The sequence below is a fragment of the Streptomyces sp. NPDC057963 genome, assembly GCF_042887155.1.
GTDB lineage: Bacteria > Actinomycetota > Actinomycetes > Streptomycetales > Streptomycetaceae > Streptomyces.
Window position 1 is genome coordinate 115,774 of sequence record NZ_JBHVPX010000011.1, and the last position, 22,869, is coordinate 138,642.

The 22,869-nt window shown below is 69.7% G+C and carries 25 protein-coding genes, 1 tRNA gene and 1 riboswitch; of the genes, 17 read left to right on the forward strand and 9 right to left on the reverse strand.

Annotation, left to right across the window (positions count from 1 at the left end):
* The first annotated feature begins 241 nt into the window (after positions 1-241).
* From ACFVT1_RS25110 to ACFVT1_RS25130, 5 genes are all read left to right on the forward strand, one after another.
* The gene (locus ACFVT1_RS25110; RefSeq protein WP_389799289.1) at positions 242-1,681 is read left to right on the forward strand and encodes an amino acid permease; all 1,440 of its coding nucleotides are present in this window, start codon (positions 242-244) and stop codon (positions 1,679-1,681) included.
* A gap of 179 nt (positions 1,682-1,860) precedes the next feature.
* Complete coding sequence (locus ACFVT1_RS25115) at positions 1,861-2,292, forward strand: Mov34/MPN/PAD-1 family protein (RefSeq protein WP_389799291.1); 432 nt, start codon at positions 1,861-1,863, stop codon at positions 2,290-2,292.
* Positions 2,293-2,449: 157 nt separating this feature from the next.
* Entirely contained in the window at positions 2,450-2,575 is a 126-nt protein-coding gene (locus tag ACFVT1_RS25120) for a putative leader peptide (RefSeq protein ID WP_362205228.1), read from the forward strand.
* 106 nt (positions 2,576-2,681) lie between these two features.
* On the forward strand, positions 2,682-2,960 hold the full coding sequence (locus ACFVT1_RS25125; protein WP_362205225.1) for a MoaD/ThiS family protein: 279 nt from the start codon (positions 2,682-2,684) through the stop codon (positions 2,958-2,960).
* Positions 2,960-3,910 carry a PLP-dependent cysteine synthase family protein gene (locus ACFVT1_RS25130; protein ID WP_389799294.1) on the forward strand — a complete coding sequence of 317 codons (951 nt, stop codon included), beginning with the start codon at positions 2,960-2,962 and terminating at the stop codon, positions 3,908-3,910. Before ACFVT1_RS25125 ends, ACFVT1_RS25130 begins: the two co-directional genes overlap by 1 nt.
* Positions 3,911-4,140: 230 nt before the next feature.
* Here the strand turns inward: ACFVT1_RS25130 and ACFVT1_RS25135 are convergent, their stop codons facing one another.
* Entirely contained in the window at positions 4,141-4,647 is a 507-nt protein-coding gene (locus tag ACFVT1_RS25135; protein WP_389799296.1) for a type II toxin-antitoxin system PemK/MazF family toxin, read from the reverse strand.
* Positions 4,648-4,824: 177 nt separating this feature from the next.
* On the opposite strand from ACFVT1_RS25135, the gene ACFVT1_RS25140 reads away from it, so the two are divergent.
* Positions 4,825-5,577 carry an MBL fold metallo-hydrolase gene (locus tag ACFVT1_RS25140; RefSeq protein ID WP_389799298.1) on the forward strand — a complete coding sequence of 251 codons (753 nt, stop codon included), beginning with the start codon at positions 4,825-4,827 and terminating at the stop codon, positions 5,575-5,577.
* A gap of 96 nt (positions 5,578-5,673) precedes the next feature.
* On the opposite strand, the gene ACFVT1_RS25145 is transcribed toward ACFVT1_RS25140, so the two are convergent.
* Both ACFVT1_RS25145 and ACFVT1_RS25150 read right to left on the reverse strand, forming a co-directional pair.
* Positions 5,674-6,939, reverse strand: a complete 1,266-nt coding sequence (locus ACFVT1_RS25145) for a PTS transporter subunit EIIC (protein WP_389799300.1) — start codon at positions 6,937-6,939, stop codon at positions 5,674-5,676.
* A 261-nt stretch (positions 6,940-7,200) separates the two neighbouring features.
* Positions 7,201-8,511 (reverse strand): PTS transporter subunit EIIC, encoded by a 1,311-nt coding sequence (locus tag ACFVT1_RS25150; RefSeq protein WP_389799302.1) that lies wholly within the window; start codon positions 8,509-8,511, stop codon positions 7,201-7,203.
* 222 nt (positions 8,512-8,733) lie between these two features.
* On the opposite strand from ACFVT1_RS25150, the gene ACFVT1_RS25155 reads away from it, so the two are divergent.
* From ACFVT1_RS25155 to rdgB, 4 genes are all read left to right on the forward strand, one after another.
* A complete protein-coding gene (locus ACFVT1_RS25155) occupies positions 8,734-8,967 on the forward strand; it encodes a glucose PTS transporter subunit EIIB (RefSeq protein ID WP_014156020.1) in 234 nt (77 codons plus the stop codon).
* A gap of 186 nt (positions 8,968-9,153) precedes the next feature.
* Positions 9,154-9,891, forward strand: a complete 738-nt coding sequence (rph, locus tag ACFVT1_RS25160; protein ID WP_389799304.1) for a ribonuclease PH — start codon at positions 9,154-9,156, stop codon at positions 9,889-9,891.
* Positions 9,892-9,993: 102 nt separating this feature from the next.
* Complete coding sequence (locus ACFVT1_RS25165; protein ID WP_389799306.1) at positions 9,994-10,392, forward strand: hypothetical protein; 399 nt, start codon at positions 9,994-9,996, stop codon at positions 10,390-10,392.
* A 21-nt stretch (positions 10,393-10,413) separates the two neighbouring features.
* Positions 10,414-11,022 (forward strand): RdgB/HAM1 family non-canonical purine NTP pyrophosphatase, encoded by a 609-nt coding sequence (rdgB, locus tag ACFVT1_RS25170; RefSeq protein ID WP_389799308.1) that lies wholly within the window; start codon positions 10,414-10,416, stop codon positions 11,020-11,022.
* A gap of 75 nt (positions 11,023-11,097) precedes the next feature.
* On the opposite strand, the gene ACFVT1_RS25175 is transcribed toward rdgB, so the two are convergent.
* From ACFVT1_RS25175 to bcp, 3 genes are all read right to left on the reverse strand, one after another.
* Positions 11,098-11,181 (reverse strand) — tRNA-Leu (locus tag ACFVT1_RS25175).
* Positions 11,182-11,232: 51 nt separating this feature from the next.
* Positions 11,233-12,729, reverse strand: a complete 1,497-nt coding sequence (gene proP / locus ACFVT1_RS25180; RefSeq protein ID WP_389799311.1) for a glycine betaine/L-proline transporter ProP — start codon at positions 12,727-12,729, stop codon at positions 11,233-11,235.
* A 135-nt stretch (positions 12,730-12,864) separates the two neighbouring features.
* Positions 12,865-13,332, reverse strand: a complete 468-nt coding sequence (gene bcp / locus ACFVT1_RS25185) for a thioredoxin-dependent thiol peroxidase (RefSeq protein ID WP_362205195.1) — start codon at positions 13,330-13,332, stop codon at positions 12,865-12,867.
* A gap of 129 nt (positions 13,333-13,461) precedes the next feature.
* On the opposite strand from bcp, the gene ACFVT1_RS25190 reads away from it, so the two are divergent.
* The 3 genes from ACFVT1_RS25190 to ACFVT1_RS25200 all read left to right on the forward strand — a co-directional run bounded on the left by ACFVT1_RS25190 (position 13,462) and on the right by ACFVT1_RS25200 (position 14,674).
* Entirely contained in the window at positions 13,462-13,779 is a 318-nt protein-coding gene (locus ACFVT1_RS25190) for a DUF3618 domain-containing protein (protein ID WP_389799314.1), read from the forward strand.
* Between the two features lie 61 nt (positions 13,780-13,840).
* Complete coding sequence (locus tag ACFVT1_RS25195; protein ID WP_030923137.1) at positions 13,841-14,179, forward strand: co-chaperone GroES; 339 nt, start codon at positions 13,841-13,843, stop codon at positions 14,177-14,179.
* Positions 14,180-14,248: 69 nt separating this feature from the next.
* Positions 14,249-14,313, forward strand: a riboswitch (guanidine-III (ykkC-III) riboswitch).
* Between the two features lie 40 nt (positions 14,314-14,353).
* A complete protein-coding gene (locus tag ACFVT1_RS25200; RefSeq protein WP_362205189.1) occupies positions 14,354-14,674 on the forward strand; it encodes a multidrug efflux SMR transporter in 321 nt (106 codons plus the stop codon).
* Here the strand turns inward: ACFVT1_RS25200 and ACFVT1_RS25205 are convergent.
* On the reverse strand, positions 14,668-17,091 hold the full coding sequence (locus ACFVT1_RS25205; RefSeq protein WP_389799317.1) for a transglycosylase domain-containing protein: 2,424 nt from the start codon (positions 17,089-17,091) through the stop codon (positions 14,668-14,670). The genes ACFVT1_RS25200 and ACFVT1_RS25205 overlap by 7 nt on opposite strands.
* A 170-nt stretch (positions 17,092-17,261) precedes the next feature.
* On the opposite strand from ACFVT1_RS25205, the gene ACFVT1_RS25210 reads away from it, so the two are divergent.
* From ACFVT1_RS25210 to ACFVT1_RS25225, 4 genes are all read left to right on the forward strand, one after another.
* Positions 17,262-18,062: an ABC transporter permease gene (locus ACFVT1_RS25210; protein WP_389799701.1), complete on the forward strand. Its 801-nt coding sequence runs from the start codon at positions 17,262-17,264 to the stop codon at positions 18,060-18,062.
* A 19-nt stretch (positions 18,063-18,081) separates the two neighbouring features.
* Positions 18,082-18,942, forward strand: coding sequence for an ABC transporter permease (locus tag ACFVT1_RS25215; RefSeq protein ID WP_389799703.1), 861 nt, complete (start codon positions 18,082-18,084; stop codon positions 18,940-18,942).
* Positions 18,943-19,021: 79 nt separating this feature from the next.
* Positions 19,022-20,104: an ATP-binding cassette domain-containing protein gene (locus ACFVT1_RS25220; RefSeq protein ID WP_389799320.1), complete on the forward strand. Its 1,083-nt coding sequence runs from the start codon at positions 19,022-19,024 to the stop codon at positions 20,102-20,104.
* 70 nt (positions 20,105-20,174) lie between these two features.
* Positions 20,175-20,873 carry a DUF1707 domain-containing protein gene (locus tag ACFVT1_RS25225; RefSeq protein ID WP_389799322.1) on the forward strand — a complete coding sequence of 233 codons (699 nt, stop codon included), beginning with the start codon at positions 20,175-20,177 and terminating at the stop codon, positions 20,871-20,873.
* An 83-nt stretch (positions 20,874-20,956) separates the two neighbouring features.
* Here ACFVT1_RS25225 and ACFVT1_RS25230 read toward each other — a convergent pair whose 3' ends face one another.
* Both ACFVT1_RS25230 and ACFVT1_RS25235 read right to left on the reverse strand, forming a co-directional pair.
* Positions 20,957-21,397, reverse strand: a complete 441-nt coding sequence (locus ACFVT1_RS25230) for a hypothetical protein (protein WP_389799324.1) — start codon at positions 21,395-21,397, stop codon at positions 20,957-20,959.
* A 97-nt stretch (positions 21,398-21,494) separates the two neighbouring features.
* A complete protein-coding gene (locus ACFVT1_RS25235) occupies positions 21,495-22,745 on the reverse strand; it encodes an SGNH/GDSL hydrolase family protein (RefSeq protein WP_389799326.1) in 1,251 nt (416 codons plus the stop codon).
* Positions 22,746-22,869 lie beyond the last annotated feature (124 nt).

Here is a 22,869-nt window from a genome sequence, read left to right on the forward strand (position 1 = left end):
GGTCTTTTTTGCACCGACTGGGAACGCTTGTCCGCTTCTTCCTGTGTTGTGCGCCACATAATGTCCGGTGAATCGCCCATGTGTCCGTGATAAATCTTCACGACCACTCGGGGACGCCATCCCTGTTCCCGAGGGCGCTACAGGCCGGCGACCGCCGGCGGCACTCCATCCGTATCCGGGGGGATCAGGATCCGATCCGCAGCCTCAGTGCCGCGGATCGGTGTGGAGAAAGGCGCAGCACATGACATCGGCGCAGGTCGACGAGGGACAGGACGGCCGGCGGGCCGCAACGGCCGCGGATGCCGACCCGACGGGCGAGGGCTATCGGCGGGCCCTCGGGGCCCGTCAGATCCAGATGATCGCCATCGGCGGGGCCATCGGCACCGGCCTCTTCCTCGGCGCGGGAAAGGCGATCTCCAAGGCCGGGCCCAGTCTCGTCCTGGCTTATGCCGTCGCGGGCCTGGTGATCTTCTTCATCATGCGCGCACTGGGCGAACTCCTCATGTACCGCCCGGTGTCGGGGTCCTTCTCGGAGTACGCACGCGAATTCATCGGCCCCTTCGCGGGCTTTGTCACCGGCTGGACCTACTGGCTGTTCTGGGTGGTCACCGGAATCACCGAAGTCACCGCGGCCGCCCAGTACATGACGTTCTGGTTCGACATTCCGCAATGGGTTTCGGCGCTCATCTTCACGATCATCCTGTACGGCGTGAACCTGATCTCCGTAAAGCTCTTCGGGGAACTCGAATTCTGGTTCTCGATGGTCAAGGTGACCGCCATCGTCGGCATGATCCTCATCTGCGCCGGGATTCTCACCCTCGGCTTCTCCGACGCCGGGGACACTGCGTCCGTCACCCACCTCTGGGACCACGGCGGCTTCTTCCCGAACGGCATCAAGGGCACCCTGATGACCCTGCAGATCGTGATGTTCGCCTTCCTCGCCGTCGAACTCGTCGGCGTCACCGCGGGCGAGTCCAAGGACCCGAAGACCGTTCTGCCCAAGGCCATCAACACCGTGCCGTGGCGCATCGCCGTCTTCTACGTCGGCGCCCTCGTCATGATCCTCTCCGTGGTCCCGTGGACCGAGTTCCGGCCCGGCGTCTCACCGTTCGTCGCCGCCTTCCGGGAAATGGGCCTCGGCATCGGCGCCGGCATCGTCAACTTCGTCGTGCTGACCGCGGCCCTGTCCTCCTGCAACTCCGGCATGTACTCCACCGGCCGCATGCTGCGCGACCTCGCGCTCAACGGCCAGGGCCCGCGGTTCTTCACCCGGCTCACCAGGAGCGGCACCCCGCTCGCCGGCACCACCTTCTCCGCCGCCCTGATGCTCGTCGGCGTCTGGATCAATTACCAGTGGCCCGGCGACGCCTTCACCTACGTCGTCTCCTTCGCCACGATCTCCGGCATGTGGGCCTGGATCATGATCCTGGTCTGCCAGATCCGCTACCGCCGCCTCGCCGACCGCGGCGTGCTCCCGCAGTCCGCCTTCCGGGCCCCCGGCGCCCCGTACGCCGGCGTCTTCGCCCTGGTCTTCATCGGCGTGGTCGTCGTGATGATGGGCATCGACAAGGACACCAGGATCTCGCTGTACTGCGCCCCGCTCTGGGCGGCCCTTCTCGGCGTCTCGTACCTGGTGCTCAAGGCGCGCAACCCCGAGAACAAAGCCTTCACGAAGGGCTGAGCCCACCCGCGGGACGTGCCACCGGTCCACCGCCGCCCCGTCCCGCCCCACCCCGGTCCACCGGTCGCCCCACCGGCCGCGTCCGCCCTGCGGCCCCCCGCGCACCACGCCCCGGTGCACGGGGGGCCGCAGACGAAGGCGGGCCGGTGACCGGGGAGCGGCCCACCTATCCTGGCGCCATGCTGACCATCACCCAGGCGCTCCACGACCAGATCGTCGCGCACTCCCGTGCCGACCACCCCGACGAGGCGTGCGGCATGGTCGCGGGTCCGGCCGGAACCGGGCGCGCCGAACGGTTCATCCCCATGCTCAACGCCGCCCGCTCGCCCACCTTCTACGAGTTCGACTCGGGCGACCTCCTCAGGCTCTACCGCGAGCTGGACGACCGGGACGAGGAGCCGGTGATCATCTACCACTCCCACACCGCGACCGAGGCCTACCCCTCCCGCACCGACGTCACGTACGCCAACGAGCCCGGCGCCCACTACGTCCTCGTCTCCACCGCGGACGCCGACGACGCGGGGCCCTTCCAGTTCCGCTCCTACCGCATCGTGGACGGCGAGATCACCGAGGAGACGGTCGAGGTCGTCGAGGCGTACGAGCCCGCCTGACCTTGCCGCACCGCCCGGCCCCGGCGTTCCACAGGCCGGACGGGACCGGGGCCACCGAGGTCCCGTCCGCCGGGTTCTGTCCACCTGTCGAACACCGGGCATCCATCAGGTGAGATCACATTCCTGATCGCGGACCGGGAATCGATACGATGACCGCATGGTTCCCCATGACGTGAGCGACAAGACGCCGGGCACACTGCTCGTCGCGCGGCTGCACGTCGACCTGTGCAGGCTCTCCAGCGCGATCTGTACGTGCTGCCTGCCCGCCGGCCGCACGGCCTAGGCAGGGCTCGCGGCGCGAGCAACCCATACGTCATGCACCAACCCCTGCGCGGGGGCAGAGCCGCGCGCCCCATGCCACCTCCCCGCTTCCGACAGGAGCCCACGCCATGGCCATCGAGGTCCGCATCCCGACCATCCTCCGCACCTACACCGACGGCGCCAAGGCCGTCGAGGGCACCGGAGAGACCCTCGCCGACCTCTTCACGGACCTGGACACCCGCCACAACGGCATCCGTGAGCGCATCGTCGACGGGAACGAGCTCCGCCGCTTCGTGAACGTCTACCTCAACGACGAGGACGTCCGCTTCCTCGACGGCATCTCGACCAAGCTCAGCGACGGCGACAACGTCACCATCCTCCCGGCCGTCGCCGGCGGCATGAACTGATGCGGTACGACAGCCCGCTCGCCGCGGTGGGCAACACCCCGCTCGTCCGCCTGCCGCGGCTGTCACCGTCGGACGAGGTCCGCATCTGGGCCAAGCTGGAGGACCGCAACCCCACCGGCTCGATCAAGGACCGCCCCGCGCTCCACATGGTCGAACAGGCCGAGAAGGACGGCCGGTTGACCCCCGGCTGCACCATCCTGGAGCCCACCAGCGGCAACACCGGCATCTCGCTCGCCATGGCGGCCAAGCTCAAGGGCTACCGCATCGTGTGCGTCATGCCGGAGAACACCTCCCAGGAACGGCGCGACCTGCTCGCCATGTGGGGCGCCGAGATCATCTCCTCCCCGGCGGCGGGCGGCTCCAACACGGCCGTACGCGTCGCCAAGGAACTGGCCGCCGAGCACCCGGACTGGGTCATGCTCTACCAGTACGGCAACCCCGACAACGCGGGCGCCCACTACGCCACCACCGGCCCGGAGATCCTCACCGACCTCCCGTCCGTCACCCACTTCGTGGCGGGCCTCGGCACCACCGGCACGCTCATGGGCGTCGGCCGCTACCTGCGCGAGCACAAGCCGGACATCAAGATCGTCGCCGCCGAGCCGCGCTACGACGACCTCGTCTACGGGCTCCGCAACCTCGACGAGGGCTTCGTGCCCGAGCTCTACGACGCCTCCGTCCTCACCACCCGCTTCTCCGTGGGTTCGGCGGACGCCGTCACCCGTACCCGCGAACTCCTCCAACAGGAGGGCATCTTCGCGGGCGTCTCCACCGGCGCCGCACTCCACGCCGCCATCGGCGTGGGAAACAAGGCCGTCAAGGCGGGGGAGCCGGCCGACATCGTCTTCGTCGTCGCGGACGGCGGCTGGAAGTACCTGTCGACAGGCGTCTACACGGCCCCGACGACGGAAGCGGCCATCGAAACACTGCACGGCCAGCTCTGGGCGTAGCCACGTAGCCCGGCAGCCATGCAGTCCCGCACCACGTGGCCCCGCACCCGATCGCCGGACGAGCCGACCGACGAGCTGAACAGCCGGCGCGTCCGGCGGCCGAGGAGATCTCCCGGCCCGGCCGGCGTTCGAGGCGGGGGGTCCGGGACGGATCCCCGGCCAGGGAAGAGGCCAGCGGGGAAACAGGCCCCCGAGCCCGCGCCCCGACGGCGCCGCCGCCCCACCCTGCCTCACCCGAGCTTCCGCACCCGCTCCCAGACCTCCGCGTCCACCACACCCACACGCCGCCGGAAACCTCGCACGGCAACCTCCCGCAGCTCGTCCGTCTCCAGGAAACTCGCCCGCCCCTGCGGATCCCCCACCGTCCCCGCGGGCAGCGCGATCACCCCGGGCCGCTCCTCGTGATGCTTGCTGGTGATCTTCACGACGAGCGCCGAGCCGCCCCGTACCGACAGCACCAGGCAGGGCCGGTCCTTCGCCCCGGGCCCGTCCTCGTACGGCACCTCGGCCCACCAGATCTCACCCGGCCTCGGCCTCTGCTCCGGCCCCGGCCCACGCCCCGGCCCCGCGGGCGGACGTGTCCGCCCGCCCGGACGCCCGCCGGAGCGCGTCCCCGCCGGTCTTCCGGAACGTCCGCCCGGCCGTCGTCCGCCCCGCCCCCGCCCGTCGGCGACCGCCGCGACGAGAGCGAGCAGCACGACAACGGCGAACGCGATCCACCACCAGGACATGTCCATGTCCCGACCGTACCGGCGTCCCGGCCTCTTCCATCGAACCGGTGACAGAGCAGGTGAGTTCCCCCACAACGGACGGCCGTGGAGGAGCGACCGGCTGTTTCGCGCCTTAGGCTCGACAAACCGCTCAACAGACCGCACGAACCCTCCCCGTTCCCACGCCTCGGAGGTTCACGCTCCATGAAGCTCACCGTCGTCGGCTGCTCCGGCTCGTTCCCGTCCGCGGGATCGCCATGTTCGAGCTACCTCGTAGAGGCCGACGGCTTCAGGCTGCTCCTCGACATGGGCAACGGCGCCCTCGGCGAGCTGCAGCGCCATGTCGGTCTCTACGACCTCGACGCCATCTTCCTCAGCCACCTGCATGCCGATCACTGCATCGACATGTGTGCGTACTTCGTCGTCCGTTACTACCGGCACGACGGGGGCCGCCCCGGGCCCCTCCCGGTCTACGGCCCCGACGGCACCGAGCAGCGGCTGACCACCGCGCACGGCGACACCCCGTCCGAGCGGGCGATGAGCGAGGTCTTCGACTTCCACACGCTGAAGCCCGGCTCCTTCGAGATCGGCCCCTTCTCGGTCCGTACGGAGAAGGTCCTGCACCCCGTCGACTCCTTCGCCATCCGCATCGAGCACGGCGGCCGCTCGCTCACGTACTCCGGCGACACGGGTGCCTGCGAGGCCCTGGACGAGCTCGCCGAGGGCGTCGATCTGTTCCTCTGCGAAGCATCGTTCCTCCATGGCAAGGAGGACATCCCGGACCTCCATCTCAATGGCCGCGAGGCAGGCGAGATCGCCGCCCGCGCCGGAGTGGGACGGCTCGTCCTCACCCACATCCCGCCGTGGACCGACGCCGACCGCAACCTGGCCGATGCCCGTCTGCTCTACGGCGGACCGGTCGAGGTGGCGGCACCGGGCGCGGTCTACGAGATCTGACAGCCCGGCCGACGCCGCGGACACGACGGAGCCCTCACCTCCCGCCGGGAAGGTGAGGGCTCCGAGCCGTCGTGGGGGGAAGACCCGTGCGGAGGGCTACTTCGCCTCGGCCTTGAGGAGCTCGGCCAGCTCCTCGTCGGACTCGCGGCCCGGGGTCGGCAGATTGAACTTGGTGATCGCGAAGCGGAAGACCACGTAGTAGACCACCGCGAAGCAGAGGCCGACCAGCACCAGCAGCCATGGCTTGCTCGCGATGCCGAGGTTCAGGAAGAAGTCGACCGCTCCCGCGGAGAAGCCGAAGCCGTCCTTCATGCCGAGGGCCCAGGTGAGGGCCATCGAGACGCCGGTGAGCACCGCGTGGATCGCGTACAGCGCCGGGGCGATGAACATGAACGTGAACTCGATCGGCTCGGTCACACCGGTCACGAACGCGGTCAGCGCGAGGGAGAACATCATGCCGCCGACGACCTTGCGGCGCTCCGGACGGGCGCAGTGGACGATCGCGAGGCAGGCCGCCGGGAGGGCGAACATCATGATCGGGAAGAAGCCGGTCATGAACTGTCCGGCCGTCGGGTCGCCGGCCAGGAAGCGGTTGATGTCGCCGCTCTTGCCGTGGTACTCACCGGCCTGGAACCACGGGAACGAGTTCAGCAGGTGGTGCATGCCGACCGGGATCAGCGCACGGTTGGCGACACCGAAGACGCCCGCGCCGACCGCACCCGAACCGACCAGCCACTCACCGAAGTTGTGCAGAACGGTGCCGAGCACCGGCCAGATGTAACCGAACACGACGCCGATGACCAGGCCCGCGAAGGCGGAGAGGATCGGGACCAGGCGGCGGCCGCCGAAGAAGCCCGCCCAGGCCGGCAGCTTCGTCCGGTAGAACCGCTGGTAGAGCAGCGCCACGACGATGCCCATCACCACACCGCCGAGGACCTTCGCGTCCACGGGGGCGTCCGCCATGACTATCTTGCCGTCGACGACGGTCGCGACCTTCGGAAGGTTGCTGTCCGTGAAGGTGGCGAGCACCTTCTGGAAGACCAGGTAGCCCGTGACGGCGGCGAGCGCGGTCGAGCCGTCCGACTTCTTGGCGAAGCCGATCGCGATGCCGACGGCGAACAGCAGCGCCATGTTGTCGAGGATCGCGTTGCCACCCGCGGACATGAAGCTCGCGATCTTGGTGACGAAGTCCGGGAACGACGCCCTGCCGAGCATGTCGTCGTTGCCGAGACGGACCAGCAGCGCGGCCGCGGGCAGCACCGCGACCGGCAGCATGAGGCTGCGGCCGATGCGCTGCATGACAGCCATCGCGCCGGCGCCCTTCTTCTTGGTCGCCGCGGGTGCGGCGTCTGCCGTGGACATCAGCTTCCTCCATGGGGCAAGGCGCCGCCCGGGTCATCGATCGGGGGGAGGCGGCGACTCGAAGAACGCGGCAGAACGCCACGTGGTCTGAACCACTCAGTGGTGTAGACCAGTTGTAACACGGTGAGGGCGGGATAAGGAACCTGTGCATTCCGACTACTTCGCATGAGCTATCACCCATGCTCGGTGATACGGCGAAGACCCCCGGACGGAAGGGTCCGAGGGCCTTCTCCGGGTGGGCCGAAAGACCCGTCCGACCTGCTACTTCGTGAGGTCTCTCTCGATCTCCTCCTCCACCTCGTCGGGCTCTCGGCCCGGCGTCTGGAGGTTGAACCTGGTGATCGCGAACCGGAAGATCGCGTAGTACGCGGCGGCGAGGACCAGGCCGATCGGAATGATCAGCCATGGTTTCGTCGCGAGGCTCCAGTTGATGACGTAGTCGATCAGGCCCGCGGAGAAACTGAAGCCGTCCTTCACCCCGAGCGCCCATGTCACCGCCATCGAGACGCCGGTGAGCGCCGCGTGGATTGCGTACAGCAGCGGTGCGACGAAGAGGAACGAGTACTCGATCGGCTCGGTGATGCCCGTCACGAACGATGTCAGGCCGACCGAGAGCATCATGCCGCCGACCGCCTTCCGGCGATGCGGCTTGGCGCAGTGGTAGATCGCCAGTGCCGCCGCCGGGAGGGCGAACATCATGATCGGGAAGAAGCCCGAGGTGAACTGGCCGGCCGTCGGGTCACCCGCCAGGAACCGGTTGATGTCGCCGTGCACGACGGTGCCGTCCGGCTTGGTGAAGTCGCCGAACTGGAACCAGACGAACGTGTTCAGGAACTGGTGGAGTCCGATGACCAGCAGCGCGCGGTTGGCGACGCCGAAGATGCCGGAGCCCACCCAGTCCAGGTCCACCAGCCACTTGGAGAAGCCGGTCAGACCGTCGCCGACCGGCTGCCAGAGCCATGCGCACAGCGCCGCGAAGAGAAGGCCGACGAACGCCATGATGATCGGGACGAGCCGGCGGCCGTTGAAGAAGCCCAGCCAGTCCACCAGCCTGACCCGGTGGTACCGCTGCCAGAACCAGGCGGACAGCAGCCCCATCACGATGCCGCCGAACACCCCGGGGTTCTGGTACTCGGCCGCCGTGACCTTGGCACCGGCGGTGACGCAGGTGCCGAACCAGGTGCCGCCCGAAGTGAACGTCGAACCGGGGGCGCAGTCCACCGGGAAGGCGTGCAGCACCGCGTAGTAGACGAGGAAGCCGGCCACCGCGGCGAGTGCGGTCGAACCGTCCGACTTCTTCGCCATGCCGATCGCCACACCGATGCAGAACAGCAGCGGAAGACCGAGTCCCGAATCGAGCAGTGCGCCGCCCGCGGCCGCGAACACCTTGGCGACATGGCCCCAGCGCAGACCCTCGTCGCCGAATACGTCCGGCTGGCCCAGCCGGTTGAGAATGCCTGCCGCCGGCAGGACCGCGATCGGGAGCTGGAGGCTGCGGCCCATCTTCTGGAGGCCCTGGAAGAGGCCGTTCCACCACGTCTTCCGTGGTACCGCGGCGCTGCTCGAGCTCATCGGCGTCCTCCCGGAACAAGGTGCGGTCGGGGGTCGTTGCACACTGGTGTAGACCAGTTGAGGTACGGTGCGTAACCCGCCTGGAAGACAGGGCACCGATGATCGTCATCATTGAGGACGGTCCAGATGCTCGCTCGCGAAGCTGGGCCAAACGTGCGTTACGGTGACGAAACGGACCCAGGGTGGGCCGTCGCACGCATGTGAACAACCAGGGAGAAGGCCATGGCCAGCAAGGCTGAGAAGATCGTCGCCGGGCTCGGCGGTATCGAGAACATCGACGAGATCGAAGGCTGCATCACGCGCCTCCGCACCGAGGTCCACGACCCCAGCAAGGTCGACGAAGCCGCGCTCAAGGCCGCCGGAGCCCACGGCGTCGTCAAGATGGGCACCGCGATCCAGGTCGTCATCGGCACCGACGCCGACCCCATCGCCGCGGACATCGAAGACATGATGTGACCGGCCGCCCGACCCGCGCCCGACCCCGCGGCTGACCTCTCGGCCCGCACCACCGGCCGCCCGCCGGACCCCCACCGGGCCGGACGGACCACCCGGCACCGGCACCCCGCAGGCCCCGCTCCCCCCGGACGGGGCCTGCGCCGCACCCGAACGGGCGCCACCCCCGCACCCGATAGGGTCGATGCCATGTCTCGTATCGACGGCCGCACCCCCGAACAGCTCCGCCCCGTCACCATCGAACGCGGATGGAGCAAGCACGCCGAAGGCTCCGTACTCATCTCCTTCGGCGACACCAAGGTCTTCTGCACCGCCTCCGTCACCGAAGGCGTCCCCCGCTGGCGCAAGGGCAGCGGCGAAGGCTGGGTCACCGCCGAATACTCCATGCTGCCCCGCTCCACCAACACCCGCGGCGACCGCGAATCCGTACGCGGCAAGATCGGCGGCCGCACCCACGAGATCAGCCGGCTCGTCGGCCGCTCCCTGCGCGCCGTCGTCGACTACAAGGCCCTCGGCGAGAACACCATCGTCCTCGACTGCGACGTCCTCCAGGCCGACGGCGGCACCCGCACCGCCGCCATCACCGGCGCCTACGTCGCGCTCGCCGACGCCGTCGCCTGGGCCCAGCGCAAGAAGCTCGTCAAGCACGGCCGCAAGCCGCTGACCGACACCGTCTCCGCGATCAGCGTCGGCATCGTCGACGGCACCCCCCTCCTCGACCTCTGCTACGAGGAGGACGTCCGCGCCGAAACCGACATGAACGTCGTCTGCACCGGCGACGGCCGCTTCGTCGAAGTCCAGGGCACCGCCGAGGCCGCCCCCTTCGACCGCAAGGAACTGGGCGCCCTCCTCGACCTCGCCACCGCCGGCTGCGCAGACCTCACCCTCTTCCAGAACGAGGCCCTCGCCCGCACCCTGGGTGAGTGAAGAAGCAACCACATACGCACCGCGACGCGTCGTTACGGGCACGGGCGCACGGATCGAACCGTGCGCCCGTCCGCGTATCCGCACCCGGGGAGGACCCGCACCATGGCCCAGGCCGCCCGCCACCGACGCACCACCGTCGCGCTGACCCTGACCGCCCTCACCCTCACGCTCACCGCGACAGCCGGCTGCGGCGCCGTGGACAAGGCACTCGACTGCGTGCGTACCGCCGATGCCATCGCCACCAGCGTCGACAACCTCCAACAGGCCGTCTCCAACGCGTCCAGCGACCCCACCCAGGCGTCCGAAGCCCTCGACGACATCGAGAAGGAGCTCGGCAACCTCGGCGACAAGACCGACAACGCCGACCTCGGCAAGGCCGTCGACAAGCTCCAGGCAGGCGTGGGCAACGTCCGCGACTCCATCGACAAGGGCGACTCCACCCCCGACGTCACCCCGGTCACCGACGCCGCCAAGGAGATCGGCAAGGTCTGCACCCCCTGACCACCCCCGATACTGGGTGACATGACCCGCCTCATCCTCGCCACCCGCAACGCCGGGAAGATCACCGAACTCCACGCGATCCTCGCCGACGCAGACCTCGACCACGAACTCGTCGGCGCGGACGCGTACCCCGACATCCCCGACGTCAAGGAGACCGGCGTCACCTTCGCCGAGAACGCCCTGCTCAAGGCCCATGCCCTCGCCCGCGCCACCGGCCACCCGGCCGTCGCCGACGACTCCGGCCTCTGCGTGGACGTACTCGGCGGCGCCCCCGGCATCTTCTCCGCCCGCTGGTCCGGCACCCACGGCGACGACAAGGCCAACCTGGACCTGCTCCTGGCCCAGCTCTCCGACATCGACACCCCCCACCGCCGGGCCCACTTCGCCTGCGCCGCCGCGCTCGCCCTCCCCGACGGCACGGAACGCGTGGTCGAGGGCCGTCTGACGGGCACCCTGCGCCACACCCCGTCCGGCACGAACGGCTTCGGCTACGACCCGATCCTCCAGCCGGACGGCTCCACCCGCACCTGCGCCGAACTGACCCCCGCGGAGAAGAACGCGATCAGCCACCGCGGCAAGGCGTTCCGCGCGCTGGTACCCGTGGTGCGCGAGCTGCTGGGCCGGGCCTGACGGAAACAGGGGAACAGCCCGAGGGCATGAGAACGGCCTGCGTATCAAGTCCCTTGACGCGCAGGCCGTTTACTGTGCGGCGGAAGGGATTCGAACCCTCAAGCCGTTTCACGGGCCACAGATCCTAAGTCTGCTGTGTCGCCATTGCACCACCGCCGCCAGCCGTCAGCCATGCTACCGGGGCGTGCCCGAGGGCCGGCGGGTGCGGGGTCAGAACTTCGGGTCCGGTGTCTGGGACGCGACCAGTTCCGCCGCCTCCTGCGCGGTCTCCACCGACGGTGGGGAGCCGGCCAGGGGCTGCTGGGCGGTTTCCTTCATGCAGGCCACGGCGATCGCGCCGACCAGGGCCGCCGCCATCGCGTAGTAGGCCGGCATCAGCTCGGTGCCGCTCCAGCTGATCAGGGCCGTGATCACCAGCGGGGTCGTGCCGCCGAAGAGGGAGGCCGAGAGGTTGTAGCCCACCGAGAGGGAGCCGTAGCGGACGTGGGTGGGGAAGAGGGCCGGGAGGGCGGCGGACATGGTGCCGAGCATGCAGACGAGGGAGAGGCCCAGCATCAGCATGCCGATGGTGATGGCGGGGATGCCGCCCTGGCGGATGAGGAGGAAGGCGGGGAGGGAGAGGAGGAGGAAGCCGAGCATGCCGGTCATCAGGAGCGGCTTGCGGCCGAAGCGGTCGGAGAGCCTGCCGACCTGATTGATGATCAGCATCAGGAAGACCATGACGGCGAGCAGGATGAGCAGGCCGTGGGTCTCGCTGTAGCCGAGCTCGTCGGAGAGGTAGGTCGGCATGTACGACAGCAGCATGTAGTCGGTGATGTTGTACGCGCCGACCAGGCAGATGCAGAGGATCAGCGACGGCCAGTACTGCCGGAAGATCGTGGAGAGGTCGCCCTTGGCGGTGGTCTCGACGCCGTCGGCGGCCTCCGTCGCGTGGGCGGTGCCGCCCTCCAGTTTCTGGAACGCGGGGGTCTCGTCCAGGCGCAGTCGCAGATAGAGGCCGACCAGGCCGAGGGGGCCCGCGACGAGGAACGGGATGCGCCAGCCCCAGGTTTCCATCTGGCCGGAGTCGAGCATCGCGGTCAGCGCGGTGACGAGTCCGGCGGCGCCGACGTAGCCGGCCAGGGTGCCGAATTCGAGGAAGCTGCCGAAGTAGCCGCGGCGCTTGTCGGGGGCGTACTCGGCGATGAAGGTGGAGGCGCCGCCGTACTCGCCGCCGGTGGAGAAGCCCTGGACCAGGCGGAAGAAGATCAGCAGGACGGGGGCCCACAGCCCGATGGAGTCGTGGGAGGGGATGACGCCGATCGCGAAGGTGCCGACCGCCATCATGATCATGGTGAGGGCGAGGACCTTCTTGCGGCCGATCCGGTCGCCCATGGGGCCGAAGAACATCCCGCCGAGGGGACGGACGAGGAAGGCCACGGCGAAGGTGGCGAAGGAGGAGAGGAGCTGGGTGGTGTGGTTCCCGGACGGGAAGAACACATGGCCCAGGGTGGCGGCCAGGTAGGAGTAGATCCCGAAGTCGAACCACTCCATCGCGTTCCCGAGCGACGCCGCCCTCACCGCCCGCTTGACCGCCCGGTCGTCGGTGACGGTGATGTCCGTCCGGCGCAGCTTCGGGTTCTTCCGCTGCCGGATGGCGCGGAAGAGGGCGGGGTGGCGTTTGACCGCTTCCGGGTCGGCCGCCTGGTGGGGGTCGGGGGCCGCCATGGCCGAGTCCTCTCCTCGGGTGGGTGTTCCAGGAAAGGCTTCTGCGCGGTCATGGCGGTTGCAAACCCGACCGATGGCCGAATGGGATGTCCCTCACACCGTTCAGCCGTACGGGGCAGTGCCGGGGGCCGGGGTTCAGATGCCGAGATCCTTGATGATCTTGGCTACGTGGCCGGTGGCCCTGACGTTGTAGAGGGCCCGCTCGACCTTGCCGTTCTCGTCCACGACGATCGTGGAGCGGATGACGCCCGTCACCGTCTTGCCGTAGAGCTTCTTCTCGCCGAAGGCGCCGTATGCCTCAAGGGTCTCCTTGGAGGGGTCGCCGACCAGGGTGACCTTGAGGTCTTCCTTCTCGCGGAACTTGGCGAGCTTCTCGGGCTTGTCGGGGGAGACGCCGATGACGTCGTATCCGGCGCCGGCGAGCAGGTCCAGGTTGTCGGTGAAGTCGCAGGCCTGCTTGGTGCAGCCGGGGGTGAGGGCGGCCGGGTAGAAGTAGACGATGACCTTGCGGCCCTGGTGGTCGGCGAGCGAGATCTCGTTGCCGTCGGCGTCGGGGAGGGTGAAGGCGGGGGCGGTGTCGCCGGGCTGGAGTCGCTCGCTCATGGTTCTCCTCAGATGGACACGTGGGGTGTACGGGACCGAGCGTAATAGGGGTGCCGCCGGGTGCATGGACGGTCGAGCTGACAGACTGTCGATGAAGGTTTACCGGACGAGGACCACGGAGGCGGCGCAGTGTCGGATGCCAGGACCCCTGCGCAGATCGAGGCGGACATCATCAGCAGGCGTGAGCAGCTTGCGGTGGTGCTCGATGAGATCGGGGTGCGGGTGCACCCGCAGACGATCATGGGTGATGCGAAGGCCAGGGCCGCCGAGGCTGTGGACCGGACGGCCGGGCGGGCTTTCGTCGCGGTGAACCGGACGGTGTCGGACGTGAAGGCGCGGTTCGTGTCCGAGGACGGTGCTCCGCGTCTGGAGCGGGTGATTCCGGCGGCGCTGCTCGTGGTGGGCATCGTGGGTCTGCTCACGTCGAAGCGGCGCCGGAAGAAGTGAGGGCGCGGTCCGTGCACCCCGGAGGGGCGGGGGGCCGCGGCGGGCAGGTAGGTTGCGGGGCGTGAGCGAGAACACCGACGACAAGCTGCCCATCCGCATGCTGCACGACCGTGTGCTGGTCCGGTCCGATACGCCTGAGGGCGAGCGGCGTTCCGGCGGCGGCATCCTGATTCCGGCGACGGCTGCGGTCGGCCGCCGGCTGGCCTGGGCCGTGGTGGTCGCGGTGGGCCAGAACGTGCGGACGGTGGAGCCGGGGGACCGGGTGCTGTACGACCCCGAGGACCGTGCCGAGGTCGAGGTGCGCGGGGTGGCGTACGTGCTGATGCGCGAGCGGGATCTGCATGCGGTGGCGGCGGACCGGTTCGAGGGGTCGGTGGATTCCACCGGGTTGTACCTGTAGTCGGCGGCTGCCGTCCGCGGCAGTGGCGAGTGGGGCCTGGTGACCGGTGTCACCAGGCCCTTTGCGTGTTCTTTGCTACGGTGGAGCCACCCCGACGAGACGCGCCGTACCGGGTTTCGCAAAGACGACGCACCCCGTGTTGTTCGCGTGTTCTGTCTCGTCGGAGGTGCCGTCATGGCGTGGGTTCTGCTGATTGTCGCCGGTCTGCTCGAAGTGGCCTGGTCGATCGGGATGAAGTACACCGAGGGGTTCACCCGGCTGTGGCCGAGTGTGTTCACGGGTCTCGGGATCGTCGCGAGCATGCTGTTGCTGTCCCATGCGGCGAGGACGTTGCCGATCGGTACGGCGTACGGCGTGTGGGTCGGTATCGGTGCGGCCGGTGCGGCGGTTCTCGGCATGGTGGTGCTCAACGAGCCGGTGACCGCCGCTCGGATCTTCTTCGTCTGTCTGCTGCTGGTGGCCGTCGTGGGGCTGAAGGCGACCTCGGGTCACTGACGCGGGGCGGGCGGGGGCGCGGGGGTGCCCCGGGCGCCCGGGAGGAAGCCGTCGGCGTCTGTGCCGTTCCCGCCGCCGTTGGCGCCGCCGCGGGGGCCGCCGTTGTCCCCGCCGCCGTTTTCCGGCCCGCCGTTCTGCGTTCCGCCGTTCTCCGGCCCGCTGTTCTGGGTTCCGCCGGCCGTGGGGCTGCCGGTGCCCGTGCCGCCGGTGGCGGGTTCGCTGCTTCCCGGGTTCGACGGTGTGCCGGGCGCGGTGTTCCCGGAGCTGCCGGGCCGCATGCCGGAGGGGCGTCCGGACGGTGTCCGGGTGGTGCCGGGGCTGGTGTTCTCCCCGGTGGGCAGGGCGGTTTCGGCGGCCCCGCTTTCGAGGTCGAGGTCGAAGTCCTGGGCGGGGGTGCCGCGCAGCGCCGCCTCGGTGTACTGGGCCCAGGTCTGGGCGGGGGTGCCGCCGCCGTTGATGCGGGCCAGTCCGAGTGCTCCGTAGAGCGGTTTCTGTACGCCGGTGCCGGGGTCCTGGCCCATGACGGCGATGACGGTGGCGAGGTCGGGGGTGTAGCCGGCGAACCAGGCCGCCTTGTCCTCCTCGGCGGTGCCGGTCTTGCCCGCGGCGGGGCGGCCGGCGCCCTGGGCGGCGGTGCCGGTGCCGCCCTCGACGACGCTGCGGAGGATCGAGGTGGTGGTGTCGGCGGCTTCGCGGCCGACGGCCTGCTCGGTGTGTCGGCCGGGGAGTTCCAGGTCCTCGCCGCCCTTGCTGACCTTGTCGACGAGGACGTACGCGCCGTGTCTGCCGTGGTTGGCGAGGGTGGCGTACGCCTCGGCCATGTCGAGGACGCTGGCGGTCGCGACGCCGAGCGCGACGGACGGGTACGGGGCGAGGTCGGGGGTGTTTTTGGGGATGCCGAGGTCGATGGCGGTCTGCTTGACCTTGGCGGGGCCGACGTCCTCGGCCATCTGGGCGTAGACGGCGTTGACGGACTTGTCGGTGGCGGCGCGGACGGTGAGGAGTCCGTAGTCGGTGTCGTCCTCGTTGGCGGGGGCGTAGCCGGTGGGCCCGGCCTGGCCCTGGACCATGCGCTTGTTGGTGCCGTCGTACACGGTGTTGGGGGTGATGGGCCGGCCGTCCTGGGTGGTGGAGCCGTTGGCGACGGCGGAGGTGAAGACGAACGGCTTGAAGGTGGAGCCGACCTGGTAGTCGCGGCGGGTCGCGTTGTTCACGTACTGCTTGGTGTAGTCGACACCGCCGTACATGGCGACGACGCGGCCGGTGCGGGGGTCGATGGAGGCGCCGCCGACGCGGACGTCGCGGTCGGCCTTGCGGTCGGTGCTCGTCTGGGACATGACGTTGTCGTCCACGGCCTTGACGAGCGCGTTCTGTTTCTTCTTCTCCAGTGTGGTGGTGATCCGGTAGCCGCCGGTGGCCAGGGTGTTCTCGTCGATGACGTCATTGCTGGTGAGGTAGTCCTCGACGGCCTGGACGATGTAGCCGCGCTGCCCGGAGAGCCCGGTGGGTGGCCTGACCTTGCCGGGTACGGGGAATGCCATGGCCGCGCGTGGGCCGGCGCCGAGCCATTTCTCCTTGACCATGCCGTCGAGCACGTAGTTCCAGCGTGCGAGGGCGGCGGCCTTGTTCTCGGGGTGGACGACGACGTCGTACGCGCTGGGCGCGTTGAGCAGGGAGGCGAGGTAGGCGCCCTCGGCGCTGGTGATGCCGCCGACGTCCTTGCCGTAGTAGGCCTGTGCGGCGGCCTGGATGCCGTAGGCGTTGCGGCCGAAGTAGCTGGTGTTGAGGTAGCCCTCGAAGATCTGGCTCTTGGACTCCTCGCGGTTGAGTTTGACCGCGATGAAGAACTCCTTGGTCTTGCGGACGACGGTCTGTTCCTGGCCGAGGTAGTAGTTCTTGACGTACTGCTGGGTGATGGTCGAGCCGCCCTGTCTGCCCTTGCCGGTGAGGGTGTTCCAGGCGGCGCGGGCCATGGCTTTGACGTCGACCGCCCGTTCGGAGTAGAAGTCGCGGTCCTCCGCGGCGAGGACGGCGTGCTGAACGGTGAGCGGGACCTGGGCGAGTGCGACGTTCTCCCGGTTGACCTCGCCGGAGCGGGCGATGACGCTGCCGTCCTTGTAGAGGTAGAGGTTCGACTGCGCGGTCGCGCTGGCGTTGGCGGGCGGGATCTCGACGAGCTCGTACCCGGCGATGAATCCGCCGATCAGGAGCAGGGCGACGAGGAGTGCGGCGCCGAGGACCATCCGCCAGGTGGGGACGGCGCGGCGCCAGCCGGTGCGCCTGGGCCGCTTGGGCTTCTTCGCCGTGCCGGTTGCCTCGCTCGGTTCCCCGCTGTGGCTGCCGTGGGCGGCCGGGGTCCTGGGGTCCCGGCCCGGGGGTTCGTGTTCCCCGCCCGGCTGCTGTGGCTCGTCGCTCATGTCCGTGCAGACTCCTCGACCGCGGTCAGTTCCCCCATAGTGCCCTTTTCCACGGAATAAGCACCGGATCGACCCCTGAAAAGCGGTCGCGGCGGCCGGGCCGGCTGGACTAAGGTCGTGCGCTTTGGTGTCCAACGCCGTTGGGCGCCCGAGCGAAGGGGGTGAACATGGTGCGGCTGTATGCGGTGGTGGCGGCGGGAGGGTTCCGGCGCTATGCCACCTACCGGACGGCGACGGCGGCGGGAGTGTTCACCAACACCGTCTTCGGTTTCATCATGGCGTACACCTATGTGGCGCTGTGGGACGAGCGTCCGCGGCTCGGCGGCTACGACATGCCCCAGGCGCTCACTTATGTATGGCTGGGGCAGGCACTGCTGATGACCTGCGCCATGATGGGCGGCGGTTTCGAGGACGAGCTGATCGAGCGGATCCGCACCGGCGATGTCGCGGTCGATCTCTATCGCCCGGTGGACCTCCAACTCTGGTGGCTGGCCGGTGACTTGGGGCGGGCCGCGTTCCATCTGCTGGGCCGCGGCATCGTGCCGATGCTGCTGGGCTCGCTCGCCTTCGACCTGGCGCTTCCCACCTCGCCGGGGATCTGGCTGGCCTTCCTCGTCTCGGTGACGCTCGGCGTCGTGGTGAGCTTCGCGATCCGCTACCTGGTGGCGCTCTCCGCGTTCTGGCTGCTGGACGGGGCGGGGGCGTCGCAGATGACGGGGCTGGCCGGGATGTTCTTCTCCGGGATGCTGCTGCCGCTGACGCTGTTCCCGGGGGTGCTGGGCGACGTGGCGCGGGTACTGCCGTGGTCGTCGCTGCTCCAGGTGCCGGCCGATGTGCTGCTCGGCAGGAGCACCGGATGGGGGCTGGTGGAGGCGTACGCCTTCCAGGGCGGCTGGGCGCTGGTGCTGCTGCTGGCGGGACGGTTGGTGCAGTCGGTGGCGACGCGGAGGGTGGTGGTCCAGGGTGGCTGAGACGGCCGGTGTGGTGGAGGTGGCCGGGGCGGATGCGGCCGGCCCGCCCGAGGTGGTCTTCGTCGAGCGGTCGAGGCTTGTCGAGGGGGTCCGGGCGTACGGGCTGATCGCGGCGATGTGGCTGCGGTCGACGATGGCGTACCGCGCCTCGTTCGCGATGACGGCGTTCGGGAACTTCGCGGTGACGGCCTTCGACTTCGTCGCGATCCTGCTGATGTTCTCGCACGTGGACGCGCTGGGCGGTTACACACTGCCCGAGATCGCCCTGCTCTACGGGGCCTCCGGTACCGCGTTCGGTCTCGCCGACCTGGTGATGGGGTCGATGGACCGGCTGGGGCGGCGGGTGCGCGACGGCACGCTGGACACGCTGCTGGTGCGGCCGGTGCCGGTGCTCGCCCAGGTCGCGGCGGACCGGTTCGCGCTGCGCAGGCTGGGGCGCATCACCCAGGGCGCGCTGGTCCTCGGGTACGCGCTGGTGGTGCTGGACATCGGGTGGACACCGTTGAAGGTGGCGATGATCCCGCTGATGCTGCTGAGCGGGGCGGCGGTCTTCGCGGCGGTGTTCGTGGCCGGGGCGGCGTTCCAGTTCGTCGCGCAGGACGCCTCCGAGGTGCAGAACTCCTTCACGTACGGAGGCAACACGCTGCTCCAGTACCCGCCGTCGATCTTCGCGAAGGACCTGGTGCGCGGGGTGACGTTCGTGGTGCCGCTGGCCTTCGTGAACTGGCTGCCCGCGCTGTACGTACTGGGCCGGGACTATCCGCTGGACCTGCCGGACTGGGTGGCGTTCCTGCCCCCGGTGGTGGCGGGCCTGTGCTGGCTGCTCGCGGGCCTGGCCTGGCGCTCGGGACTGCGGGCGTACCGCAGCACGGGCAGTTGACGAAGACACCGAGCAGGGCGTTGACGAAGACACCGAGCAGGGCAAGGCAAGCGAGAAGAGCAGGGCAGGGGCACCGGAGATGAACACCGAAACCGACACTGACACTGACGCCGAGACCGGCACCGGAACCAACACCGGAGCCAACACCGGAACCAACGCCGAAGCCGGCGCTGGAACCAACACCGGAGCCGACAGCGCCTTCATCGAGCTCGACAACGTCGAAAAGGTCTTCGACGTGCGCCGCAAGACCGGCTTCATGCGCGGTGAACGCCGCCAGGTCCGGGCGGTCGACTCCATCAGCTTCCGTGTCGCGCGCGGCGAGATGGTCGGCTACATCGGTCCCAACGGGGCCGGTAAGTCGACCACGATCAAGATGCTGACCGGCATTCTCACCCCGAGCGGCGGACGGCTGCGGGTGGCGGGCATCGACCCTTCCAGGGAGCGTACGAGGCTGGCGCACCGGATCGGTGTGGTGTTCGGCCAGCGCACCACGCTCTGGTGGGACCTTCCGCTGCGCGACTCGTACCGGCTGATGCACCGGATGTACCGGATTCCCGACGCCCGCTACCGCGAGAACCTGGACCGTTGCGTCGAACTCCTCGACCTGGGCGAGCTGTTGGACGTACCCGTACGGCAGCTGTCGTTGGGGCAGCGGATGCGCGGGGACATCGCGGCGGCGCTGCTGCACGATCCCGAGGTGCTGTACCTGGACGAGCCGACGATCGGCCTGGACGTCGTGTCCAAGGCCAAGGTCCGGGGCTTCCTGCGGGACCTGAACGCCGACAGCGGTACGACCGTGCTGCTCACCACCCATGACCTGACGGACATCGAGCAGCTCTGCAAGCGCGTGATGGTGATCGACCACGGCCGTCTGATGTACGACGGTGCGCTCGCCGGACTGCACGAGGTGGGCGAGAGCGAGCGGACGCTGGTGGTCGACCTGGAGTGCCAACTCCCGCCGATCCGGCTGGAGTCGGCGCCCTCGGTACGTACGGTGAAGGTGGAGGGTCCGCGCCAGTGGCTGGCCTTCCCGGCCTCGGAGTCGGCCGCGCCGCTGGTGGCCCGGATCGCCGCGGACTACCCGCTGGTCGACCTGTCGGTCCGGGAGCCGGACATCGAGGCCGTGATCGCGAAGATGTACGCGTCGGCCGTCGACAGGTAGGCGCAGCGGATCGGTGACGTGAGCGTACGCGTTCAATAGGCTGGACGGTATGACAAGTGATCTTCCGGACATGCGCGCTTCCGATGCCGAGCGCGAGCGAATCGCCGAGACCCTGCGTGAGGCGGTGGCCGAGGGCCGGCTGGAGATGGAGGAGTTCGAGCAGCGGCTCGAAAAGACCTACAAGGCGCGTACGCACGGGGAGTTGGAACCGCTCGTCCGCGACCTTCCGGCGCCGGGCACGGCGGGGGCCCCGTTGAGTGGGGCCCCGGTGAGCCCGGCGACCGGTTCGGCGGCGCGCTGGGCGGACCGGATCGGCAAGCCCGCCACATCGGGCGGTGCGTTTGCGATGTGGGGCGGTTTCGGGCGCCGGGGCAACTGGACGGTGGGCCGGAAGTTCACCGCGTTCGCGATGTGGGGCGGCGGTGAGATCGACCTGCGCGAGGCCAACTTCGAGGACCGCGAGGTGGTCATCCGCTGCATCACGATCATGGGCGGAATTCAGGTGACGGTCCCGCCGGAGCTGAATGTGGAGGTCAGGGGCATCGGCTTCATGGGCGGCTTCGGCGAGCGCGCGAAGGACGAGGGGGTTCCGTCCCCCGAATCCCCGCGGGTGCGGGTCACCGGGTTCGCGCTGATGGGCGGCGTCGGTGTGGAGCACAAGCGCAGCAAGGCGGAGAGGCGGCGGCTGAAGGAGGCCGAGCGGGCCCGGGAGCTGGACCGGGAGCGCGGGCGGGGCCGACTGGAGAAGGGCGAGGGACGGCTCGACTAGGGCCGACCGGGCTGGAGAAGGGTGAGGGCCGGTCCGGTAGGGCGGGCCCCGGCGCTCCCTCCCCGGCCGCTCCGGCTCTGCTCCTACCAGGCGGGGCGCGGATCCTGACGCTCCGCGAACAGGTCCGTGCGTTCGGCGTCGGGCCCGCCAGCCAGCCAGAGGAACCCCGGGCTCGGCGCGAACTCATCGGTCGTCGGCGCCGCCTCGTGGTAGCGCCGGGTGTCCGGCAGCTGCACCTCGGTCAGGGCGCCGTCCCGCATCGTCCACAGGCCGAAGACGTCGTCGTTCTCGTCGTGGATCAGCACCTGCACCTTCCGGGGGTCGGGCCACGGGAGCGACTCCAGATGCCGCAGCAGTCCGTTGCGCTGCCCCATACGGTAGAACTCGATGACCCAGCCGCCCGCGAACAGGTCGAGCGACCGGAACTCGCCCCGCCAGCTGCGTGTCTCGTCGGGCCGGGTCAGGGGTTCCATGACGTCGTCGGCGTACAACGCCAGCACGATGACCTGTGCGAATCTGCTCATGCCGGAGTATGGCGGCACACCGGACGGGAGCGGCAACCGGATTTTCCGGTGCCGGGGCGTCAGAAGTGGCCGGAGGCGGGCTGCCGGTCCCGGGGTGTCAGAGCTGGTCGGAGACGGGCTGCCGGTGCCGCAGGGTCGGCAGGTCCACCAGCGAGCCCAGCCGCCGGTAGCCCGTGTCGTTCAGGTGGAGGTGGTCGCCGCAGTCGTAGGCGGGCAGCAGCCGGGTCGGGCGGTACGGGTCGCGGGCCGCCTTGTCGAAGTCGATGAACGAGTCGAAGACGCCGCCCGCCCGGATCAGCTCGTTGACCCGTTCCCGGACGGCGTTCTGCGCGGGTGTCCAGGTGCGGAACCCCTCGTACGGCATCAGTGTCGCCCCGACGACCCGCAGTCCGCGGGCGTGGGCGCGCCGGGTCAGGGAGTGCAGGGCGTCCGTGATGCGCTGCGGGTCGGTCTCCTGCGGGACCTGCTGGACGTCGTTGATGCCGAGCGCGATGACGACCGTCTTCACCCCGGCGACGTCCAGTACGTCGCGGTCGAAGCGGGCGCTCGCCCGTACGCCGCGGCCGTCGCGCAGGATGCGGTTGCCCGCGATGCCGGCGTTGACCACTCCGTACCGGCCGCCCAGCCGGTCGGCGAGCACGTCGGGCCAGCGGCTGTTCGTGTCGAGGGTGGAGCCGGTGCCCGCGGTGAGCGAGTCGCCGATCACGGCGATCGTCCCGGCGGCGGAGGTGTTGTGTACGTCGACGGCGGTGAGGTAGCGCCAGTCGGTGGTGCGCCGGGTGCCCCGCTCGTCCGCCACGTACGACGTCTGGTGGGCGCCCGGGTGGAGGGTGACGGGGCCCTCGGCGGTGGGGGTGCGCAGGGTGACGACGAGATCGGCGTCCGCGGCGACCGGGCCGAGGACCGGGTCGCTGACGACCCGCCCGCCCGCGGCGACGGTCACGGCGCCCGCGCCCCGGAACGTCACGCGGCGGGTGTTCACCGTGGCGTGGTCCACGACCAGCGGGTGCGTACCGAAGACGTTGGAGAGGGTGATGCGGGCCGCGTCGCCGCCGATGCTGGTGTGCACGACGTTGCGGATGGTGCGCCGGGCCGGATCGCCGCCGCGGTGCGTCTCCCTCACCCCGGCGGTGGGGGCCGCCGTCCAGGTGCCGAACCAGCGGCCGGCGGAGTGGGCCGGTGCGGCGGGCGTGCGGGCCACGAACCGCGGGTCGGGTGCGACGATCTGCCGCGACCGGGCGCCGGGGCCGGCGAACAGCAGGGAACCGGCGAACGCCACACCGGCGGCGAGCGCGGCGGTGCCCGCCACGAGGGCGATGAGCAGGGCGTACCCCTGGCGCCTGGGCATGGGCGGTGTTTCTCCTCGATCGGTCGGGCTGATCCCATGATGGGGCAGGGTGTCGGGAACTCGGCGTGCGGCCCGGGAGTAGGTCAGGTAGGGACAATGCGTACGGGACACCGGGGGCGATGCG

What these genes read in the sequence shown, in the direction of transcription:
- ACFVT1_RS25110 (WP_389799289.1), top strand. Translation starts at nt 242, where the DNA reads ATGACATCGGCGCAGGTCGACGAGGGACAGGACGGCCGGCGGGCCGCA.
- ACFVT1_RS25165 (WP_389799306.1), top strand. Translation starts at nt 9,994, where the DNA reads ATGGCCCAGGCCGCCCGCCACCGACGCACCACCGTCGCGCTGACCCTG.
- ACFVT1_RS25225 (WP_389799322.1), top strand. Translation starts at nt 20,175, where the DNA reads ATGCGCGCTTCCGATGCCGAGCGCGAGCGAATCGCCGAGACCCTGCGT.
- ACFVT1_RS25125 (WP_362205225.1), top strand. Translation starts at nt 2,682, where the DNA reads ATGGCCATCGAGGTCCGCATCCCGACCATCCTCCGCACCTACACCGAC.
- ACFVT1_RS25230 (WP_389799324.1), bottom strand. Translation starts at nt 21,397, where the DNA reads ATGAGCAGATTCGCACAGGTCATCGTGCTGGCGTTGTACGCCGACGAC.
- ACFVT1_RS25120 (WP_362205228.1), top strand. Translation starts at nt 2,450, where the DNA reads ATGGTTCCCCATGACGTGAGCGACAAGACGCCGGGCACACTGCTCGTC.
- ACFVT1_RS25135 (WP_389799296.1), bottom strand. Translation starts at nt 4,647, where the DNA reads ATGGACATGTCCTGGTGGTGGATCGCGTTCGCCGTTGTCGTGCTGCTC.
- ACFVT1_RS25200 (WP_362205189.1), top strand. Translation starts at nt 14,354, where the DNA reads ATGGCGTGGGTTCTGCTGATTGTCGCCGGTCTGCTCGAAGTGGCCTGG.
- ACFVT1_RS25155 (WP_014156020.1), top strand. Translation starts at nt 8,734, where the DNA reads ATGGCCAGCAAGGCTGAGAAGATCGTCGCCGGGCTCGGCGGTATCGAG.
- rph (WP_389799304.1), top strand. Translation starts at nt 9,154, where the DNA reads ATGTCTCGTATCGACGGCCGCACCCCCGAACAGCTCCGCCCCGTCACC.
- proP (WP_389799311.1), bottom strand. Translation starts at nt 12,729, where the DNA reads ATGGCGGCCCCCGACCCCCACCAGGCGGCCGACCCGGAAGCGGTCAAA.
- ACFVT1_RS25145 (WP_389799300.1), bottom strand. Translation starts at nt 6,939, where the DNA reads ATGTCCACGGCAGACGCCGCACCCGCGGCGACCAAGAAGAAGGGCGCC.
- ACFVT1_RS25205 (WP_389799317.1), bottom strand. Translation starts at nt 17,091, where the DNA reads ATGAGCGACGAGCCACAGCAGCCGGGCGGGGAACACGAACCCCCGGGC.
- ACFVT1_RS25140 (WP_389799298.1), top strand. Translation starts at nt 4,825, where the DNA reads ATGAAGCTCACCGTCGTCGGCTGCTCCGGCTCGTTCCCGTCCGCGGGA.
- ACFVT1_RS25115 (WP_389799291.1), top strand. Translation starts at nt 1,861, where the DNA reads ATGCTGACCATCACCCAGGCGCTCCACGACCAGATCGTCGCGCACTCC.
- ACFVT1_RS25150 (WP_389799302.1), bottom strand. Translation starts at nt 8,511, where the DNA reads ATGAGCTCGAGCAGCGCCGCGGTACCACGGAAGACGTGGTGGAACGGC.
- ACFVT1_RS25130 (WP_389799294.1), top strand. Translation starts at nt 2,960, where the DNA reads ATGCGGTACGACAGCCCGCTCGCCGCGGTGGGCAACACCCCGCTCGTC.
- ACFVT1_RS25235 (WP_389799326.1), bottom strand. Translation starts at nt 22,745, where the DNA reads ATGCCCAGGCGCCAGGGGTACGCCCTGCTCATCGCCCTCGTGGCGGGC.
- ACFVT1_RS25220 (WP_389799320.1), top strand. Translation starts at nt 19,022, where the DNA reads ATGAACACCGAAACCGACACTGACACTGACGCCGAGACCGGCACCGGA.
- bcp (WP_362205195.1), bottom strand. Translation starts at nt 13,332, where the DNA reads ATGAGCGAGCGACTCCAGCCCGGCGACACCGCCCCCGCCTTCACCCTC.
- rdgB (WP_389799308.1), top strand. Translation starts at nt 10,414, where the DNA reads ATGACCCGCCTCATCCTCGCCACCCGCAACGCCGGGAAGATCACCGAA.